At 67.9% G+C, this 16,139-nt stretch carries 18 protein-coding genes, 2 tRNA genes and 1 pseudogene; 15 read left to right on the top strand and 6 right to left on the bottom strand.

The window, feature by feature from the left end; genetic code table 11:
• Positions 1 to 14: 14 nt before the first annotated feature.
• From gap to J2Y58_RS16450, 3 genes are all read left to right on the top strand, one after another.
• Positions 15 to 1,016 carry a type I glyceraldehyde-3-phosphate dehydrogenase gene (gene gap, locus J2Y58_RS16440; protein WP_310105376.1) on the top strand — a complete coding sequence of 334 codons (1,002 nt, stop codon included), beginning with the start codon at positions 15 to 17 and terminating at the stop codon, positions 1,014 to 1,016.
• A 139-nt stretch (positions 1,017 to 1,155) separates the two neighbouring features.
• On the top strand, positions 1,156 to 1,563 hold the full coding sequence (locus J2Y58_RS16445) for an MOSC domain-containing protein (RefSeq protein WP_310105501.1): 408 nt from the start codon (positions 1,156 to 1,158) through the stop codon (positions 1,561 to 1,563).
• Positions 1,560 to 2,750, top strand: a complete 1,191-nt coding sequence (locus tag J2Y58_RS16450; protein WP_310105379.1) for a phosphoglycerate kinase — start codon at positions 1,560 to 1,562, stop codon at positions 2,748 to 2,750. Before J2Y58_RS16445 ends, J2Y58_RS16450 begins: the two co-directional genes overlap by 4 nt.
• Positions 2,751 to 2,762: 12 nt before the next feature.
• On the opposite strand, the gene J2Y58_RS16455 is transcribed toward J2Y58_RS16450, so the two are convergent.
• Entirely contained in the window at positions 2,763 to 3,425 is a 663-nt protein-coding gene (locus J2Y58_RS16455; protein WP_310105382.1) for an alpha/beta hydrolase, read from the bottom strand.
• Positions 3,426 to 3,628: 203 nt separating this feature from the next.
• On the opposite strand from J2Y58_RS16455, the gene J2Y58_RS16460 reads away from it, so the two are divergent.
• From J2Y58_RS16460 to J2Y58_RS16480, 5 genes are read left to right on the top strand one after another with little or no spacing between them, the layout of a single operon-like run.
• The gene (locus J2Y58_RS16460) at positions 3,629 to 4,372 is read left to right on the top strand and encodes a TlyA family RNA methyltransferase (protein ID WP_310105385.1); all 744 of its coding nucleotides are present in this window, start codon (positions 3,629 to 3,631) and stop codon (positions 4,370 to 4,372) included.
• 60 nt (positions 4,373 to 4,432) lie between these two features.
• Positions 4,433 to 4,987, top strand: a complete 555-nt coding sequence (locus tag J2Y58_RS16465) for a TspO/MBR family protein (RefSeq protein ID WP_310105387.1) — start codon at positions 4,433 to 4,435, stop codon at positions 4,985 to 4,987.
• A 27-nt stretch (positions 4,988 to 5,014) separates the two neighbouring features.
• The gene (locus J2Y58_RS16470; RefSeq protein ID WP_310105389.1) at positions 5,015 to 5,275 is read left to right on the top strand and encodes an accessory factor UbiK family protein; all 261 of its coding nucleotides are present in this window, start codon (positions 5,015 to 5,017) and stop codon (positions 5,273 to 5,275) included.
• 57 nt (positions 5,276 to 5,332) lie between these two features.
• Positions 5,333 to 5,839, top strand: coding sequence for a YbjN domain-containing protein (locus J2Y58_RS16475; protein ID WP_310105392.1), 507 nt, complete (start codon positions 5,333 to 5,335; stop codon positions 5,837 to 5,839).
• Positions 5,840 to 5,846: 7 nt separating this feature from the next.
• Complete coding sequence (locus tag J2Y58_RS16480; RefSeq protein WP_310105395.1) at positions 5,847 to 6,632, top strand: pyrroline-5-carboxylate reductase dimerization domain-containing protein; 786 nt, start codon at positions 5,847 to 5,849, stop codon at positions 6,630 to 6,632.
• A 100-nt stretch (positions 6,633 to 6,732) separates the two neighbouring features.
• Here the strand turns inward: J2Y58_RS16480 and J2Y58_RS16485 are convergent, their stop codons facing one another.
• Positions 6,733 to 7,221: a helix-turn-helix domain-containing protein gene (locus J2Y58_RS16485; RefSeq protein WP_310105398.1), complete on the bottom strand. Its 489-nt coding sequence runs from the start codon at positions 7,219 to 7,221 to the stop codon at positions 6,733 to 6,735.
• Positions 7,222 to 7,304: 83 nt separating this feature from the next.
• Here J2Y58_RS16485 and J2Y58_RS16490 point away from each other — a divergent pair, with 83 nt between their 5' ends.
• From J2Y58_RS16490 to J2Y58_RS16510, 5 genes and pseudogenes are all read left to right on the top strand, one after another.
• Positions 7,305 to 8,384 carry a branched-chain amino acid aminotransferase gene (locus J2Y58_RS16490; protein WP_310105401.1) on the top strand — a complete coding sequence of 360 codons (1,080 nt, stop codon included), beginning with the start codon at positions 7,305 to 7,307 and terminating at the stop codon, positions 8,382 to 8,384.
• A gap of 36 nt (positions 8,385 to 8,420) precedes the next feature.
• A tRNA-Gln gene (locus J2Y58_RS16495) sits at positions 8,421 to 8,495 on the top strand.
• A gap of 105 nt (positions 8,496 to 8,600) precedes the next feature.
• Positions 8,601 to 9,299 carry a DUF6538 domain-containing protein gene (locus J2Y58_RS16500; protein WP_310105404.1) on the top strand — a complete coding sequence of 233 codons (699 nt, stop codon included), beginning with the start codon at positions 8,601 to 8,603 and terminating at the stop codon, positions 9,297 to 9,299.
• A gap of 10 nt (positions 9,300 to 9,309) precedes the next feature.
• Complete coding sequence (locus J2Y58_RS16505; protein ID WP_310105407.1) at positions 9,310 to 9,615, top strand: hypothetical protein; 306 nt, start codon at positions 9,310 to 9,312, stop codon at positions 9,613 to 9,615.
• A 40-nt stretch (positions 9,616 to 9,655) separates the two neighbouring features.
• Positions 9,656 to 10,810, top strand: a pseudogene (locus J2Y58_RS16510) (IS3 family transposase).
• 154 nt (positions 10,811 to 10,964) lie between these two features.
• Here the strand turns inward: J2Y58_RS16510 and J2Y58_RS16515 are convergent.
• The 4 genes from J2Y58_RS16515 to cysS all read right to left on the bottom strand — a co-directional run bounded on the left by J2Y58_RS16515 (position 10,965) and on the right by cysS (position 14,822).
• Positions 10,965 to 11,040 (bottom strand) — tRNA-Glu (locus tag J2Y58_RS16515).
• Positions 11,041 to 11,147: 107 nt separating this feature from the next.
• On the bottom strand, positions 11,148 to 12,515 hold the full coding sequence (locus J2Y58_RS16520) for a class II 3-deoxy-7-phosphoheptulonate synthase (protein ID WP_310105410.1): 1,368 nt from the start codon (positions 12,513 to 12,515) through the stop codon (positions 11,148 to 11,150).
• Positions 12,516 to 12,584: 69 nt separating this feature from the next.
• Positions 12,585 to 13,364 (bottom strand): SDR family oxidoreductase, encoded by a 780-nt coding sequence (locus tag J2Y58_RS16525; protein ID WP_310105414.1) that lies wholly within the window; start codon positions 13,362 to 13,364, stop codon positions 12,585 to 12,587.
• 27 nt (positions 13,365 to 13,391) lie between these two features.
• Positions 13,392 to 14,822, bottom strand: a complete 1,431-nt coding sequence (gene cysS, locus J2Y58_RS16530; RefSeq protein WP_310105416.1) for a cysteine--tRNA ligase — start codon at positions 14,820 to 14,822, stop codon at positions 13,392 to 13,394.
• Positions 14,823 to 14,943: 121 nt separating this feature from the next.
• Between cysS and J2Y58_RS16535 the strand changes: the two genes are divergently transcribed.
• Positions 14,944 to 15,771: a carbon-nitrogen hydrolase family protein gene (locus J2Y58_RS16535; protein WP_310105418.1), complete on the top strand. Its 828-nt coding sequence runs from the start codon at positions 14,944 to 14,946 to the stop codon at positions 15,769 to 15,771.
• Between the two features lie 99 nt (positions 15,772 to 15,870).
• Positions 15,871 to 16,077, top strand: coding sequence for a 30S ribosomal protein S21 (gene rpsU, locus J2Y58_RS16540; protein WP_007404630.1), 207 nt, complete (start codon positions 15,871 to 15,873; stop codon positions 16,075 to 16,077).
• Positions 16,078 to 16,139: the final 62 nt, after the last annotated feature.

Consider the following 16,139-nt stretch of genomic DNA (forward strand, 5'->3'; position numbering starts at 1 on the left):
GCGGGAGTTTGACGATGACGAAGGTGGCGATCAACGGGTTCGGGCGCATCGGCCGACTGGTGGCGCGCGCGCTGCTGGAGCGCGGCAGCGAGCTGGAGCTGGTGGCGATCAACGACCTGGCCGACACGAAGTCCAACGCCTGGCTGTTCAGCCGCGACAGCGTCCATGGCAAGTATGCCGGGACCGTCGAGGCCGATGGTCAGGACATGGTGATCGACGGTAAGCGCATCCGCGTCACCGCCGAGCGCGATCCCGCCAACCTGCCGCACGCCGAGCTGGGCGTCGATATCGTGCTGGAATGCACGGGCTTCTTCACCGATCGTGCCAGTGCGCAGAAGCATATCGACGCGGGTGCCAAGAAGGTGCTGATCTCCGCCCCGGCGAAAGGCGTCGACATCACCGTCGTGTACGGCGTGAACCACGACAAGCTGGAGGCCGGCCACACGATCGTGTCGAACGCGTCGTGCACCACCAACTGCCTGGCGCCGGTGGCGAAGGTGCTGAACGACGCGATCGGGATCGAGCGTGGCCTGATGACCACGATCCACGCCTATACCAACGACCAGAAGATCCTCGACCAGATCCACCCGGACCTGCGCCGCGCCCGCGCCGCCGCGATGAACATCATCCCGACCACGACCGGCGCGGCGCGCGCGGTAGGCGAGGTGCTGCCGGAATTGAAGGGCAAGCTGGACGGCTCGGCGGTGCGTGTGCCGGTGCCGGACGGCAGCCTGGTCGACCTGACCTTCACGCCGGCGCGCGACACGACCAAGGACGAGGTCAACGCGCTGTTGAAGGCGGCGGCGGAAGGCCCGATGAAGGGCGTGCTGCATTTCTCCGACGAGCCGCTCGTGTCGATCGACATCGTCCACACACCGTATTCGTCGACGGTCGACAGCCTGGAGACGGCGGTGATCGACGGCAAGCTGGTGCGCGTCGTCAGCTGGTACGACAACGAATGGGGCTTCTCGAACCGCATGGTCGATACCGCCTCGGCGATGGCCAAGCTGGGGTGATCAGCCGCCGCCCGTCATGTCAGCAACTGCTGTCATCTCCCTGTGGCGGAGAAACCCCGGCTTTTACCGGGGTGACGGTTCTGGTGCGGTGACGGGCGTGCTGCTCGGCATCGCGCGCCACGCGCGGTCGCGTGCGCCGATGGAACTGGTCGATTGCGTCGAGGTGAGCGTCGACGGCGGCATCCACGGCGATTTTCGCGGCGCGATGCGCGGCAAGCCGTACAAGCGGCAGGTGACGCTGATCGAGCGCGGTGACTGGGACGCGGCGATGGCGGAGGTCGGCCATACGATCGGTTGGCAGGAACGCCGCGCCAACCTGCTGGTCGACGGCGTCGACCTGCCGCAGGTCGCCGGCACGCGCGTGCGCATCGGCCCCGACGTGATCCTACAGATCACCCGTGAATGCGACCCGTGCGAGCGCATGGAGGCGTTGGCGGAGGGGTTGCGCGCCGCGCTGACCCCTGATTGGCGTGGCGGCGCCTGTGCGATGGTTATCCAGGGCGGCACCATTGCCGCCGGTGATGCAATCAGGATCGAGGACTCATGACCAAGTCATTCCGAACGCTTGACGATATCGGCGATGTCACGGGCAAGCGCGTGCTGGTACGCGAGGACCTGAACGTGCCCTTGCACGACGGGCAGGTAAGCGACGACACGCGGCTGCTCGCGACGGTCGCCACGGTCGCCGAGCTGGCCGACAAGGGCGCGATCGTGCTGGTGCTCGCACATTTCGGGCGGCCGAAGGGCGTGCCGTCCCCGGACATGTCGCTGGCGCAGATCGTCAAGCCTTATGAGGCGGTGCTGGGCCGCCCGGTACGCTACGTCGATTGGGAGGGTGCAGCCGACGCGGTCGCGACGATGCAGCCGGGTGACATCGGCGTGCTGGAGAATACCCGTTTCTTCGGCGGCGAGGAGAAGAACGATCCGGCGGTGGTGGAACGTTTCGCGGCGCTCGGCGACCTGTACGTCAACGACGCGTTCTCCGCCGCGCACCGCGCGCACGCCTCGACCGAGGGGCTGGCGCACGTGCTGCCCGCCTTTGCCGGTCGGGCGATGGAGGCGGAACTCGACGCGCTGGAGAAGGCGCTGGGTTCGCCAGAGCATCCCGTCGCGGCGGTGGTCGGCGGCGCGAAGGTCTCGACCAAGCTCGACGTGCTCAAGCACCTGGTCAGCCGCGTCGATCACCTGATCATCGGCGGCGGCATGGCGAACACCTTCCTGGCGGCGCGCGGGGTCGATGTCGGCAAGAGCCTGTGCGAGCACGACCTGACGGGCACCGCCGAGGAGATTTTCGACGCGGCCGAGCAGGCGGGCTGCACGATCCATCTGCCGTACGACGTTGTCGTCGCGAAGGAGTTCAAGCCCAATCCGCCGACCCGCACCGTCAATGTTCACGAAGTTGCCGCAGACGAGATGATTCTCGACGTCGGCCCGGCCGCGACCGAGTCGCTGGGCGACGTGCTGAAGAACTGTCGGACGTTGGTGTGGAACGGGCCGCTGGGCGCGTTCGAGACCCCGCCGTTCGACACCGCCACGGTGGCGCTGGCGCGGACCGCGGCGGCGCTCACCAAGGAAGGCGGGTTGGTGTCGGTTGCGGGCGGCGGCGACACGGTTGCCGCGCTGAATCAAGCTGGTGCGGCCGGTTCCTTCACCTTCGTCTCGACAGCGGGCGGCGCGTTCCTGGAGTGGATGGAAGGCCGCGAATTGCCGGGGGTCGCCGCGCTGCAGCGCTGACGCTCGGGAGGGTCAGGCGTGCGGGCGGCGATCGCCGCCGGCACGCCGCGACAGGATCGCACGCGCGTCGCCGGGCGTGCGCACCTCGCCGTGCGGACCGCCGGCCGCGGCGATCACGCGATCGAGCAACTCCATCCCCTCCGGCCATTGGCCCAGCCCGCTGGCGGCGTTGATGTGGCCGTGCGCGCCATAGTCGATGAAGTGGCTGCCCCAGTCGACCGCCAGGCTGTGGGCGCGGTCGATCGTTACCCAGGGATCGTCGGTAGAGGCGACCACGATCGAGGGGAAGGGCAGCGGCGCCTTCGGGCAGGGCGCAAACGGCGCGAGTTCCGCCGCGACCCCAGCGCGATCGACGTCGGCGGGCGCGACCAGCAACGCGCCGGCGACCGGCCAGCCATAAGGTTGCGGGCTCATCGACGCCCACCAGGCGACCGCGATGCAGCCGAGGCTGTGGCCGACGAGGATCACCGGCGCGCGCGCCGACGCCACCGCCTGATCGATCTTCGTCACCCAGCTGTTGCGATGTGGGCGATCCCACATGCCGAGTTCGATCCGCGACGTGTCGGGACGGCTGCGCTCCCACAAGGTCTGCCAGTGTGCGGGGCCCGAGCCGCCGAGACCGGGCACCGTCAGAACGGTGGGTTGTACCGACAAATCGTAGTTGGCATGTCCCATGACGTACCTCCTGTCGTCCACCATCAGAGCGAGGCCGCGGCGTTATAGCTGGGGTCGGGCATGCCGCGGCCTCTATCGGGGACATAATACCTATTAAGTTGATGGACAATCGTGCGCTGCAGCAATTCGCGTCAGCGGAGGCGCGCGTGCGACGAGGCGTTGGCGCCGCTTGCAGCGGCAGGCGCCCCGCGATAGCGCAGGGTATGGCCGCTTCCCCAAAGCAACGCATCGACCAGTTGCTCGTCGACCGTGGGCTGGCCGAGTCGCGCACCCGCGCGCAGGCGCTGGTAATGGCCGGGCTGGTGTTTGTCGGCGAGCGCAAGGTCGAGAAACCGGGTCAGCCGGTCGCGGTGGACGCAGTGCTTGACGTGCGCGGACGCGATCATCCGTGGGTGTCGCGCGGCGGGATCAAGCTGGCGCATGGGCTGGATCATTTCGGCTGGGCCGTGACCGGCGCGGTGGCGATCGACGTCGGATCGTCGACGGGCGGCTTCACCGACGTCCTGCTGACCCGTGGCGCGACGCGCGTCTATGCGGTCGACAGCGGGACGAACCAGCTCGCCTGGAAGCTGCGGCAGGACCCACGGGTCGTCGTCCACGAACAGACCAGCGCGCGGATCCTGACCGACACGCATGTCCCGGAGCCGGTCGATCTGGTGGTGTGCGACGCCAGCTTCATCGGACTCGCCAAGGTGCTGGAGGTGCCGCTGGGCTTCGTGACCGCCGCCGGGCGCGCGCTGGTGCTGGTCAAGCCGCAGTTCGAGGCGGGACGCGCGGAGGTCGGCAAGGGCGGTGTGGTGCGCGACCCCGTGGTGCATCAGCGGGTGTGCGGCGAGATCGCCGACTGGTTCGTGGGTCAGGGGTGGCGCGTGGAGGGGGTGGTCGAAAGCCCCATCACCGGACCGGAAGGAAACGTCGAGTTCCTGCTGGCCGCGCAAAGAGGATGACACCGTCGCGGATGTTGGCGCTTTGGCGGTCGATTGTTCACATCAGGACAGGGGAGAGGCATGGGCGAGTTGGCGTCAAGGTCGCAGTTGCGGATGGACTTCGTCCGCGCCGCCGCGGTGCTGATCCCGGCGGTGCTGCTGCTCGGCTTCCTGTCGGGCCGGACGGTCCCTTCGGGTGAGCAGAACGGCTGGTATGCGGCGCTGGCCAAACCGGATTTCACGCCGCCGGGCTGGGCGTTTCCGGTGGTGTGGTCGGTGCTGTACGTCATGCTCGGGCTGGCGATCGCGATGATCGTCAGTGCGCGCGGTGCGCGGCTGCGCGGGCTCGGGGCCGCGCTGTTCGTGGCGCAGCTGGCCGGCAACCTGGCCTGGACGCCGCTGTTCTTCGGCGCGCACCGCGTCGATGCCGCCTTTCTGCTGATCGTCGCGATCCTGGGACTGTCGGTGCTCGCCACGATCGTGTTCGCGCAGATCCGCCGTGCGGCGGCGTGGTTGATGGTGCCGTATATGGCGTGGCTGTGCCTGGCGGCGGCGCTGAATTGGGAGATCGGTCGCCTCAATCCGGATGCGGAACGGGTTGTGCAAGCGCCCGTCGCGTCCCAGATGATCCGTTGACCTTCTCAGCTGTCAGGACGAATCGCCATGCAATCCGAAAACCATCTGTTCGGTGACGTCGCCAAGCTCTTCAACGGCGCCGCCGGAACGATCGCGGGCATGGGGCGCGAGGCCGAGGCCAATGCACGGGCGCGTGCGCGCGAGTGGATCGGTGGGCTGGACTTCATTGCACGCGACGAGTTCAACGCGGTAAAGGCGATGGCCGTCGCCGCGCGCGACGAGAACGACGCGCTGCGCGCGCGCATCGAGAAGCTGGAGGCGGCACTGGCTGCGCGCGGCGGCGAGTGACGGCTGTGGCCGTCACGCAGGGATGACGGACGCGCCGTGCCGTGCGATAAGCGCGTAATGCTCGACGAAGCCGATCAATTTTCCGAACCCGAAGCGCCGCTCGACATGCTCGAGTCCTATTTCCTCGCCCATGGCTGGCCGTGCGAGCGGAACGAGGACGAGATCACCGCGACGGTCAAGGGCAGCTGGACCGAATACGAGCTTCGCGCGCTGTGGCGCGAGGAGGACGGGGTCGTGCAGCTGCTGGCGTTCCCGGACGTGAAGGTGGCCGAGGGGCGGCGGGGCAAGATCTACGAGACGCTGGGGCTGATCAACGAGCAACTATGGCTCGGCCATTTCGAGATGTGGTCGTCGAGCGGGATCCTGCTGTATCGCTGCGCGACCGTGATCGAGACGCGCGAGGGCGAGGCAACGATGGCGCTGGCCACGGCCGAGCTGCTGGTCGATTCGGCGATCGACGAGTGCGAGCGCTTTTACCCGGTGTTCCAGTTCGTGCTGTGGGGCGGCAAGTCGCCGGCCGAGGCGATCGCGGCGGCGATGGTCGAGACGCAGGGCGAGGCCTGACGCGAGCATGCGGCTGTGGATGATCGGGTGCGGCAACATGGCCTCCGCGATGTTGCGGCGGTGGCTGGCCAGCGGTGTGGTGGCCGCCGGTGACGTGGATGTCGTGAACCGGACCGACCGCTCGCTGCCCGGCGACGTGCGGCAGGCCCGGACGCTGCCGGACGGACCGCCGCCCGACGTCGTCGTGCTCGGCATCAAGCCGCAGCAACTGGACGACGTAGCGGCAGTACATCGCGACCGGCTCCGCGACGCGCCGCTGCTCGTGTCGATGCTGGCCGGGGCCGATCCGGCGCGGCTGTCGGCAGCGTTCCCGGGGCCGCTGGCGATTCAGACGATGCCGAACCTGCCGGTCGAGCTGGGGCGCGGGGTCGTTGCGATCCATGCACCGGCCGCACCGGCCGACGCGCGCGCCACGGTCGACCGGCTGATGGCGCCGCTGGGGCTCATCGAATGGTTCGACGATGCGGCGCGCTTCGCGGCGGCGGGCGCGTTGTCGGGATGTGGGCCGGCGTTCCTGTTCCGGTTCGTCGATGCGCTGGCGGCTGGCGGAGTCGCGATCGGGCTCGACCCGGCGCGGGCCGCGGCGGTGGCGCTGGCGACCGTCGAGGGCGCGGCGGCGATGGCCGCGGCGAGCGACCGCACGCCAGCGGCGCTGGCCGACGCCGTCGCGAGCCCCGGCGGGATGACCCGCGCCGGGCTGAACGTGCTGGACGACGAAGAGGCGCTCGTGACGCTGCTCGAGCGCACGATCGGCGCGGCGGCGGCGCGGGGGGCGGAGATGGCGAAAGGCTGACCGGCGGTGCCGGACGCGTTTTCTGCCGGATCGACGAAGGGTCGAGCGTCAGATCAGGACGCACACGACCGCTTCGCCACGCCCTTGGCGACGGCGTTTCCTAACCGCGCAGTGCCTCGACGCGCGCGATCTCGTCGTCCGGAATCAGTCCTTCGAGCACCGCCCAGAAGCCCGTCACCGCCCCCTGGCCAGCACGCGAATAGGCCAGCGACAGCTTCTCGCGCAGCGCCTCGTACAGGCTGGCCTCCAGCTCGACCCCGGCTGGGGTGAGCCGCAGCAGCCGCTGGCGCCGGTCGCGGTCCCCAGCGCGCGCCTCGACCAGCCCGCGCTCCATCAGTTCGTTCAGCACACGCCCCAACGATTGCTTGGTGATCGCCAGCAGCGCCAGCAGATCGCTGACCGGCATGTCGGGCTTGCGCGCGATGAAATAAAGCGCGCGGTGGTGCGCGCGTCCCAGCCCCTGCTTGGCCAGCCCGCGGTCGATCGACCGCGTGATGTGCGCATTGCCGAAGTACAACAGCTCCAACCCGCGCCGGATTTCGGTTTCGCGGAGGAAAAGCGGCGAGGCGGAATGGGTTGTGGCAGCCATGTTGACCGGCTTTGCCATCGGCCCTAGGCCACCGCAACCCCGGCGCGTCGACGCGCCGTCGCCATCCCTGGAGGCATTGTCCCGTGAACTTCGCGTTCGAACCGCATCCGTCCCCCGTCTCCGCCAACGAGCGTGCGGCCCGGCTGGTCGATCCGGGATTCGGGCGCGTCTTCACCGATCACATGGCGGTGCTGCATTATTCGGAGGGGCGCGGCTGGCACGACGGGCGCATCGCGCAGCGGATGCCGCTGACCATGGACCCGGCGTCGTCGGTACTCCATTATGCGCAGGAGATCTTCGAGGGGCTCAAGGCATATCGTCTGGAGGACGGCGGGTTGGCGCTGTTCAGGCCGGAGGCGAATGCGCGACGCTTCAACAATTCGGCGCGGCGGATGGCGATGCCCGAACTGCCCGAGGAACTGTTCCTCGAGTCGGTCGAGCAGCTGGTGCTCACCGAACGCGAATGGATGCCGACGGTCGAGGGCGGGTCGCTGTACCTGCGTCCGTTCATGATCGCGTCCGAGGCCTTCCTAGGTGTGAAGCCGTCCGCGGAATATCTGTACATGGTGCTCGCGTCGTCGGTCGGCGCGTACTGGAAGGGCGGCGCGCGCGCAGTGTCGCTGTGGGTCAGCCACGACTACACCCGCGCCGCGCCTGGCGGCACCGGTGCGGCCAAGTGCGGGGGCAATTACGCCACCAGCCTGGTCGCGCAGCAGGAAGCGATCCGCCGCGGCTACGACCAGGTCGTGTTCCTCGACGCGGCGGAGCGGCGCTGGATCGAGGAACTGGGCGGGATGAACATCTTCTTCGTCTTCGAGGACGGATCGCTGCGCACGCCGCCGCTGACCGGCACGATCCTGCCCGGGATCACGCGCGATTCGATCCTGCAGATCGCGCGCGACCAGGGGCTGGCGGTGCACGAGGAGCCGTATGCCATCCAGGACTGGCGCGCCGATGCGCAAAGCGGCCGCCTGGTTGAGAGCTTCGCCTGCGGCACCGCAGCGGTGGTGACGCCGATCGGCCGCGTCGCGGGGCCGGACTATGAGTTCACGATCGGGAGCGGCGGGACGGGGCAGCTGACCGCCCACTTCCTGGAGCGACTGAGCGCAATCCAGCGCGGGCGGGTGGAAGATTCTCATGGCTGGCTGCATCGTATCGGTTGAGCTTTCCCGCGCGCCGTTCTAAGGCGCGCGGCTCGTTGGGGCGTCGCCAAGCGGTAAGGCACCGGTTTTTGGTACCGGCATTCGCAGGTTCGAATCCTGCCGCCCCAGCCACAATACCATCTAAGATAGTGACCAGTCTCGGTTTTGCGGGGGGGTGCCGGAACCGTGGTGGGGTTTTGCTACAGAACCCTGCTACAGAGCCGGGGTTTTGTGGGGATGGGAGCGATCCCGAATACGGTCAGGCGCGGTGGCGTCTATCACTTCCGCAGGGCCGTGCCGACGGCGCTGCGCATGCGGTTGGCCCGTGCCGAATTGACATGCAGCCTCCACACGCACGAAGCAGGTGCGGCGCGAACGCTGTCGCGCTGCCTGTACCTGCGGTCGGAGGAATTGTTCGGTGTTCTCGAGTGCGCGCCCATGTTGAGCGAAAACGACATCGCGGCGCTGGTGCGGGACTTCTATGCCACCATCTTGCGGCAGGACGACAATGAGCGGTTGCTAAACGACACTCCCGATGCCTTCCGGGAACATCGGGCGGAGCACTATCGCCAGCTTGCAGAACGCAGCCGGATCGACCTCGCGAGCAATGCTTTTGGATCGGTGCGGCAGATCACCGCCGTCATGCTTGCACGTCGATACCGCACGGAGGCACGCTTCGACAAACTGAGTGTTCGCAAAGCGGGGCAAGCCATGCTGCGTGCCGGCGTAGAAATCGCCGAGACATTGCGCGCCAGGGCCGAAGGCGACTTCAATTACGAACCGGCCGATAAGCTACTGGCAGCGGCGCTTACCGAACGGGTAGTACAGCCGCAACCCGTCTCCCCGACCCAAACGCCTGCCCCCTCCGGGCCCGATGTTCTCTGTCGAAGCGGAGCAATTTCGCCAGACGCAAGTTCGTCGAGGTGTGTGGGATAAGCAGACGGCCTTGCAGGCGCGCAAGACTTATGCGCTTTTCGTTCAGCATTTCGGGGATCGGCCGCTCGAGGGATTTGCGCGAAGCGATGCCGCGGCCTTCAAGGAGTTGCTCAGCGATCTGTCCGCCAATTATGGCAAGGCGGCCGAGTTTCGCGGCATGCCCGCGGCCGAGATCGTTGCGGCTACCAAATCGATCGATACCGATCGTCTGACGCCCCGAACCATTCAGCGACATTTCAATGCACTCGCCGCGCTTTGGTCCGCGGCGTTGGAGAAGGGGCAGGTGGCATCGATGACGTGCTCCCCTGGAATGTGACCGCGGTGAGGTAGAGTCCGCCTCGACAGGAGACGGATAGATGAAGCGAAGCAGGTTTTCGGACGAGCAGATCATCGCGATCGTGAAGGAGCAGGAGGCCGGCACGAAGACGGCTGATGTGTGCCGCAGGCACGGGATCAGCGATGCGACCTTCTACAAGTGGAAGGCGAAATATGGCGGCCTGGAGATATCCGAGGCGCGCCGGCTGAAGGCGCTGGAGGACGAGAACGCGCGCCTGAAGCGGCTGTTGGCAGACGCGATGCTCGACAACGCCGCGCTGAAGGAGATCGTGGGAAAAAACTGGTGACGCCCGACGCGAAGCGGCGGGCCGTCCATCCATCTCATCCGCGAGCGGCTGGGGCTCAGCGAGCGCCGTGCCTGCGACATTGTCGGCGTTGCGCGTCGGGTCGTCCGATATGAAGCGGTGCGGCCCGACGACGGCGTCCTGCGCCAGCGTTTGCGAGAGCTGGCCGGGGAGCGCCGTCGGTTCGGCTACCGGCGACTGGGCTACCTCCTTGCCCGGGAGGGGCTGGCGCCCAATCACAAGAAGCTGCTGCGCATCTATCGCGAGGAGGGTCTGAAGGTCCGCCGGCGTGGGGGCCGCAAGCGGGCGCTGGGCACGCGCGCACCGATGACGGTGCCGCAGGAGCCGAACCAGCGCTGGAGCCTCGACTTCGTGTCGGATGCCTTTGTCTGCGGCCGGCGCTTCCGTATCCTGGCGGTAGTCGATGACTTCAGCCGGGAGTGCTTGGCCTTGGTGGCGGACACGTCACTGTCCGGCGCCCGTGTTGCACGCGAGCTGACGGCGCTGCTGGGTGAGCGCGGCAAGCCGCTCCTGATTGTCAGCGACAATGGCACCGAGCTCACCTCGGTCGCCATCCTGCGTTGGTCGCAGGAACGGCAGGTCGAGTGGCACTATATCGCACCAGGCAAGCCGACCCAGAACGCCTTCGTCGAGAGCTTCAACGGTCGCCTGCGCGACGAATGTCTCAACGAGACGCTGTTCACCTCGCTGGCCCACGCCAGAGCGGTGTTGGCGGCTTGGCGCCTCGACTACAACACCGTCAGGCCACACTCCCAGCTCGGCGGGCGCACCCCCGCCCAGATAGCCGGCCAACGTGGTCCGGGGCATGTCCCGGACCACGTTGTCATCCCCTCAACCCTCAAGCATGATCCCCACGCACTCTACGTCTGAGCGGTAACAAGACGGGGAGCACGTCACCTGAAAAAGGCAATCGAAATTTCAGCCGGCCGAGAATATCCACAGGCGTTGGACAGGGTCCGCCACCGTGTATTTGATCGATAATCGACCACTAAACCGACGATGCAAGCTAAGTGCTTGTAATCGCTGGTGACCCCTACGGGACTCGAACCCGTGTTTTCGCCGTGAGAGGGCGACGTCCTAGACCGCTAGACGAAGGGGCCGTGCGCGGTGTGGAGGCGCGCTGTTAGGAGGCGGGGGAGGTGCCGTCAACGACTTTCTTGCATCCGCCACGAAACGGTGCCGGAGTGGCTACCGGCGCCGCGCTGTGTCACGCCGCTTTGCGCCGCTCCGCCATTTCGGTGTTCAGCATCTCGGCCAGCAGGAACGCCAGTTCCAAGCTCTGCCCCGCGTTCAACCGCGGATCGCAATGCGTGTGGTAGCGATCGGCGAGCGACTGTTCGGTGACGTCGATCGCGCCGCCGGTGCATTCGGTCACGTTCTGCCCGGTCATCTCGGCATGGATGCCCCCGGCGTGCGTGCCCTCCGCACGGTGGACGGCGAAGAAGCCGCGCACTTCGGAAAGGATGCGCTCGAACGGCCGCGTCTTGTAGCCAGTCGCCGCCTTCACGGTGTTGCCGTGCATCGGGTCACAGCTCCACACCACCGGATGCCCCTCACGCGTCACCGCGCGCACCAGCCGCGGCAGATGCGCCTCGATCTGGTCGTAACCGTAGCGGGTGATGAGCGTCATGCGCCCCGGCACGCGCTGCGGATTGAGCGTGTCGAGCATCCGCAGCAGCGCGTCCGGGTCCAGCGACGGGCCGCACTTCACGCCGATCGGATTGCCGATCCCGCGCAGGAATTCGACATGGGCCGATCCCTCGAAGCGCGTCCGGTCGCCGATCCAGAGAAAATGCGCCGACGTGTCGTACCAGTCGCCGGTAAGCGAGTCCTGCCGCGTCAGCGCCTGCTCGAACGGCAGCAGCAGCGCCTCGTGGCTGGTATAGAAGGTGGTCTGCGACAGCTGCGGCACCGTGTCGGGGCTGATCCCGCACGCCTCCATGAAGTCCAGCGCCTCGCCGATGCGATCGGCGGTTTCGGCATACTTCTTGGCCCACGGACTGCGGCCCATGAAGTCGTGTGTCCAGCGATGGACTTGGTGGAGATTGGCATAGCCGCCCTGCGCAAACGCGCGCAGCAGGTTCAGCGTCGCCGCCGACTGCGCGTAGGAGCGGATCATCCGCTCCGGATCGGGGATGCGCGACTCGGGCGTGAAGGCGATGTCGTTGACGTTGTCGCCGCGGTAGCTGGGCAGCTCGACGCCATCGACCGTCTCGGTGTTGGCCGAGCGCGGCTTGGCGAACTGCCCCGCCATCCGCCCCACCTTCACCACCGGCAGCTTCGACGCATAGGTCAACACCACGGCCATCTGCAGGATGACGCGGAACGTGTCGCGGATGGTGTTGGGATGAAATTCCGCAAAGCTTTCCGCGCAGTCGCCGCCCTGCAACAGGAATGCCTTGCCCTCCGCCACCTTGGCCAGATCGGCGGTCAGGTTGCGCGCCTCGCCGGCGAAGACGAGGGGCGGAAAGGTGGCCAGCCGGCGCGTCGCATCCTCCAGCGCCGCAGCGTCGGGATAAACGGGAAGCTGGCGCGCCTCTGCGGCAGTCCAGCTGTGCGGGGCCCACGTGGCCATGGCATTCTTCCTTCCAATTTAGGGCGTCGCCTTGAACCAATCGTGCGCGGCCCGCAATCAACTTCCTCTTTACAGCACGCCTGGGTAAGCGCCGCCGTCGATCAGCAGGCTTTGTCCCGTGATGAAGCCCGACGACGCAGCGCAGAGGAAGGCGCAGGCATCGCCGAACTCGGCCGGATCGCCGAAGCGCCGCGCGGGGATGCGCTCGCGTGCCTGCGCCGCGGCGTCCTCCACCGATATGTCCCTGGCCTTCGCATTGAAGGCATGAACACCGGCCAGCCGCCGCGTCTCGAACAGCCCGGGCAGCAGGAAGTTGATCGTGACATTGGCATGCGCAACCTGCCGCGCGACGCCGGCCAAAAACCCCGTCAGCCCCACTCGCGCGCCGCTCGACAGGTCGAGGCCGGGCACCGGCGCCTTCACCGATCCCGAGGTGATGCACACGATCCGGCCGAAGCGGCGCTCGATCATCCCGTCGATCACCTTCTGGACCAGCCGGATCGGAGTGACCATGTTGGCGTCCACGCCGGCATGGATCGCCTCGGCATCCAGCGCGCGGAAGTCGCGCAGCGGCGGGCCGCCGTTGTTGTTGACGAGGATGTCGACCTTGCCCTGGGCCGCGTCGATCAGCGCCTGCTGCACCTGCTCGTCCGCGACGTCGCCGGCGACCGTGCGTACGGTGGCACCGTCATGGCGCAGCGCCGCGGCGGCATCCTCCAGCGCGGCAGCGTCGCGCCCGTTGAGGATCAGCGTGCACCCGGCCGCGGCAAGGGCGGCGGCGCACGCGCGCCCCAGCCCGTGGCTCGAGGCGCAGACGATCGCGGTTCGTCCGGTCAGTCCCAGGTCCATGATGGCCGTCCTTCGTCCATGCGCCGGTCACCCCGGCAGCTTCCAGTCCCATCCCAGCGGATCGCCGTCCATGACATCGACCCCCGCGGCGAGCAGCGCATCGCGGATCGCATCGGAGCGCACGAAGTCCCTGTCCGCCCGCGCCGCCTTGCGTGCCGCCAATTGTTCCTGGATCGCGGCCGGCTCGATCGCAACCCCGGCCGGGCGCGTCCGAAGCGCCGCGCGCGTCGCCTCCGCCAACTCCAGGCCGAGCACCCGGTCGAACTCGGCCAGCGTGGCGAGCCGGGTCGCCGGCGACAGTTTCTTGTCGGCCAGCATGGCGTCCAGCACCGGCAGGGCGCGCGGCGTCGCCAGATCGTCGCTGATCGCGGCATCGAGCTGCTCGACGTAGCTGGCGGAGATGGCGCCGCTCTCGTCGCCGGCGCGCAGGCGCAATCCTTCCACCGCATGGACCCAGCGCTTCAGCCGCACCTGCGCCGCGGCCAGGTTTTCCCAGGAGAATTCGAGCTCGCTGCGATAATGCGCCTGAAGGCACATCAGCCGATAGGCGAGCGGGTGGAAGCCGCGCGCGCCAAGCGCCGGCAGCGTCAGGAACTCGCCCGACGATTTGCTCATCTTTCCCGTGCGATCGACAAGGAAGTTGTTGTGCATCCAGAAGGTCGCACCCGTGTCGGCACATTCGCAATGCGCCTGGTTCTGCGCGATCTCGTTGGGGTGGTGGATCTCGCGGTGATCGATCCCGCCGGTGTGGATATCGAACGCCGGTCCCAGATACTTGGCCGACATCACCGAACATTCGAGATGCCAGCCCGGCGCACCGCGGCCCCACGGCGAGTCCCACTCCATCTGCCTCGTCTCGCCCGGCGGGGTCGTCCGCCAGATCGCAAAGTCCTGCGGGTGGCGCTTGCCCGCGACCGCGTCGATCCGTGCATGCGCGGCATCGTCGGCGGCGCCCGCCAGCCGCCCGTAGTCGGGAACGGTGGTGGTGTCGAAATACAGTCCGTCCGCCAATCGGTAGCAATGCCGCTCGGCGATCTTCTCGCCCCATGCAATCATCTCGGCGACATGATCGGTCGCCAGCGGCATGTGCGTCGGCGTGCGGATGTTGAGGTCGGTGAGGTTTTGTTTGAACGCGTCGGTATAATGCCTTGCGATCGCCCAAATATCCCGACCGGTCGCGCGCGCCGCCGCCTCCATCTTGTCGTCGCCGGCATCGGCGTCGGAGGTCAGGTGCCCGACGTCGGTGATGTTGACGACATGCGTCAGCGGCCAGCCCTTCCACGCGATCGTACGGGTCAGCGTATCGGTGAAGACATAGGCGCGCAGGTTGCCGACATGCGCATAATGGTAGACGGTCGGTCCGCAGGAATAGACCCGGACGTTGCCGGGGTCCAGCGGCACGAACGTCTCGGATGCACGCGTCAGGCTGTTGTACAGGATCAGAGGAGCGCCGGTCATGTCGCGGCTCTTAGTCCGCCCCGCGCGCAAGGCCAACCGTCCGCTCCCGTTGCCGCGATGCAACACTTGCGCCGCCGAAGCGCTTGCTGTTCCGGATCATCCAGGCAGCAAGGAGTGAGGCGTGACGAAGATTGCCGTCGTTCAGACCACGACCGGGATCGACCCTGCGGCGAACGCCGCCGCCTTGGTCGCGGCGATCGCGGAGGCGGCGGGGGCGGGGGCGACGATGGCGTTCACCCCGGAAATGTCGGGGCTGCTCGACCGCGACCGCGCGCGCGCATCCGACGCGATCGTGCGCGAGGGCGAGGACCGCGTTCTGGTCGCGGTGCGCGAGGCGGCGGCGCGCGCGGGCATCTGGGTGCATCTCGGCTCGCTGGCGCTGCGGCGTCCCGACGGGCGGTTCGCCAACCGCAGCTTCGTGATCGATGCCGCGGGCAACATCCGCGCGCGCTACGACAAGATGCACCTGTTCGACGTCGACCTGCCGACCGGCGAGAGCTGGCGCGAGTCGGCCGCTTATGCTGCGGGCGACCGCCCGGTGGTGGTCGGCACCCCGCTCGGGCCGATGGGGTTGTCGATCTGCTACGACATGCGCTTTCCCGACCTGTACCGCGCGCTGACCGACGCGGGCGCGCAGGTGCTGGCGGTGCCGGCCAGCTTCACGCGCCCGACCGGGGCGGCGCACTGGCACGTGCTGCTGCGCGCGCGCGCGATCGAGGCAGGGGTCCACCTTGTCGCCGCGGCGCAGACCGGCGTGCACGAGGACGGGCGCGCCACCTATGGCCATTCGCTGGTCGTCGATCCCTGGGGCGAGGTGCTGCTGGACATGGGCGAGGCGCCCGGTATCGGCTATGCCGAGCTCGATCCTGATCGCGTGGCGGCGGTGCGCGGGCGCGTGCCGGCGATCCAGCATCGCCGCGTCGTCACCGCCCCGATCGTGATTGCGTGAGCGCTTGCGGGCACGGGCGGTTGCTGCTAGGGCCGGTGTGTTCGGCGCGAGCCTCGCTCGCCGCCGCATTACCTGTTTGATCCGGAGTTGAAGGTTTCCATGCAGATCATCGTTCGCGACAACAATGTTGACCAGGCCCTGCGCGCGCTCAAGAAGAAGCTGCAGCGTGAAGGCGTGTATCGCGAAATGAAGCTGCGCCGCCACTACGAGAAGCCGTCGGAGAAGCGCGCGCGTGAGCGTGCGGCGGCGGTGCGTCGTGCGCGCAAGCTGGAGCGCAAGCGTGCGGAGCGTGACGGCGCGCGGTAAGACGCTGCGTCGGCCGTGAGGCGCGCTCCGGCGCGTCGCCGCGGCCATCACCTGTCCGTGGG

Origin of the sequence: Sphingomonas sp. BE138 (assembly GCF_031456125.1) — a bacterium.
GTDB lineage: Bacteria > Pseudomonadota > Alphaproteobacteria > Sphingomonadales > Sphingomonadaceae > Sphingomonas.

What these genes read in the sequence shown, in the direction of transcription:
- gap (WP_310105376.1), top strand. Translation starts at nt 15, where the DNA reads ATGACGAAGGTGGCGATCAACGGGTTCGGGCGCATCGGCCGACTGGTG.
- J2Y58_RS16445 (WP_310105501.1), top strand. Translation starts at nt 1,156, where the DNA reads ATGGAACTGGTCGATTGCGTCGAGGTGAGCGTCGACGGCGGCATCCAC.
- J2Y58_RS16450 (WP_310105379.1), top strand. Translation starts at nt 1,560, where the DNA reads ATGACCAAGTCATTCCGAACGCTTGACGATATCGGCGATGTCACGGGC.
- J2Y58_RS16455 (WP_310105382.1), bottom strand. Translation starts at nt 3,425, where the DNA reads ATGGGACATGCCAACTACGATTTGTCGGTACAACCCACCGTTCTGACG.
- J2Y58_RS16460 (WP_310105385.1), top strand. Translation starts at nt 3,629, where the DNA reads ATGGCCGCTTCCCCAAAGCAACGCATCGACCAGTTGCTCGTCGACCGT.
- J2Y58_RS16465 (WP_310105387.1), top strand. Translation starts at nt 4,433, where the DNA reads ATGGGCGAGTTGGCGTCAAGGTCGCAGTTGCGGATGGACTTCGTCCGC.
- J2Y58_RS16470 (WP_310105389.1), top strand. Translation starts at nt 5,015, where the DNA reads ATGCAATCCGAAAACCATCTGTTCGGTGACGTCGCCAAGCTCTTCAAC.
- J2Y58_RS16475 (WP_310105392.1), top strand. Translation starts at nt 5,333, where the DNA reads ATGCTCGACGAAGCCGATCAATTTTCCGAACCCGAAGCGCCGCTCGAC.
- J2Y58_RS16480 (WP_310105395.1), top strand. Translation starts at nt 5,847, where the DNA reads ATGCGGCTGTGGATGATCGGGTGCGGCAACATGGCCTCCGCGATGTTG.
- J2Y58_RS16485 (WP_310105398.1), bottom strand. Translation starts at nt 7,221, where the DNA reads ATGGCTGCCACAACCCATTCCGCCTCGCCGCTTTTCCTCCGCGAAACC.
- J2Y58_RS16500 (WP_310105404.1), top strand. Translation starts at nt 8,601, where the DNA reads ATGGGAGCGATCCCGAATACGGTCAGGCGCGGTGGCGTCTATCACTTC.
- J2Y58_RS16520 (WP_310105410.1), bottom strand. Translation starts at nt 12,515, where the DNA reads ATGGCCACGTGGGCCCCGCACAGCTGGACTGCCGCAGAGGCGCGCCAG.
- J2Y58_RS16525 (WP_310105414.1), bottom strand. Translation starts at nt 13,364, where the DNA reads ATGGACCTGGGACTGACCGGACGAACCGCGATCGTCTGCGCCTCGAGC.
- cysS (WP_310105416.1), bottom strand. Translation starts at nt 14,822, where the DNA reads ATGACCGGCGCTCCTCTGATCCTGTACAACAGCCTGACGCGTGCATCC.
- rpsU (WP_007404630.1), top strand. Translation starts at nt 15,871, where the DNA reads ATGCAGATCATCGTTCGCGACAACAATGTTGACCAGGCCCTGCGCGCG.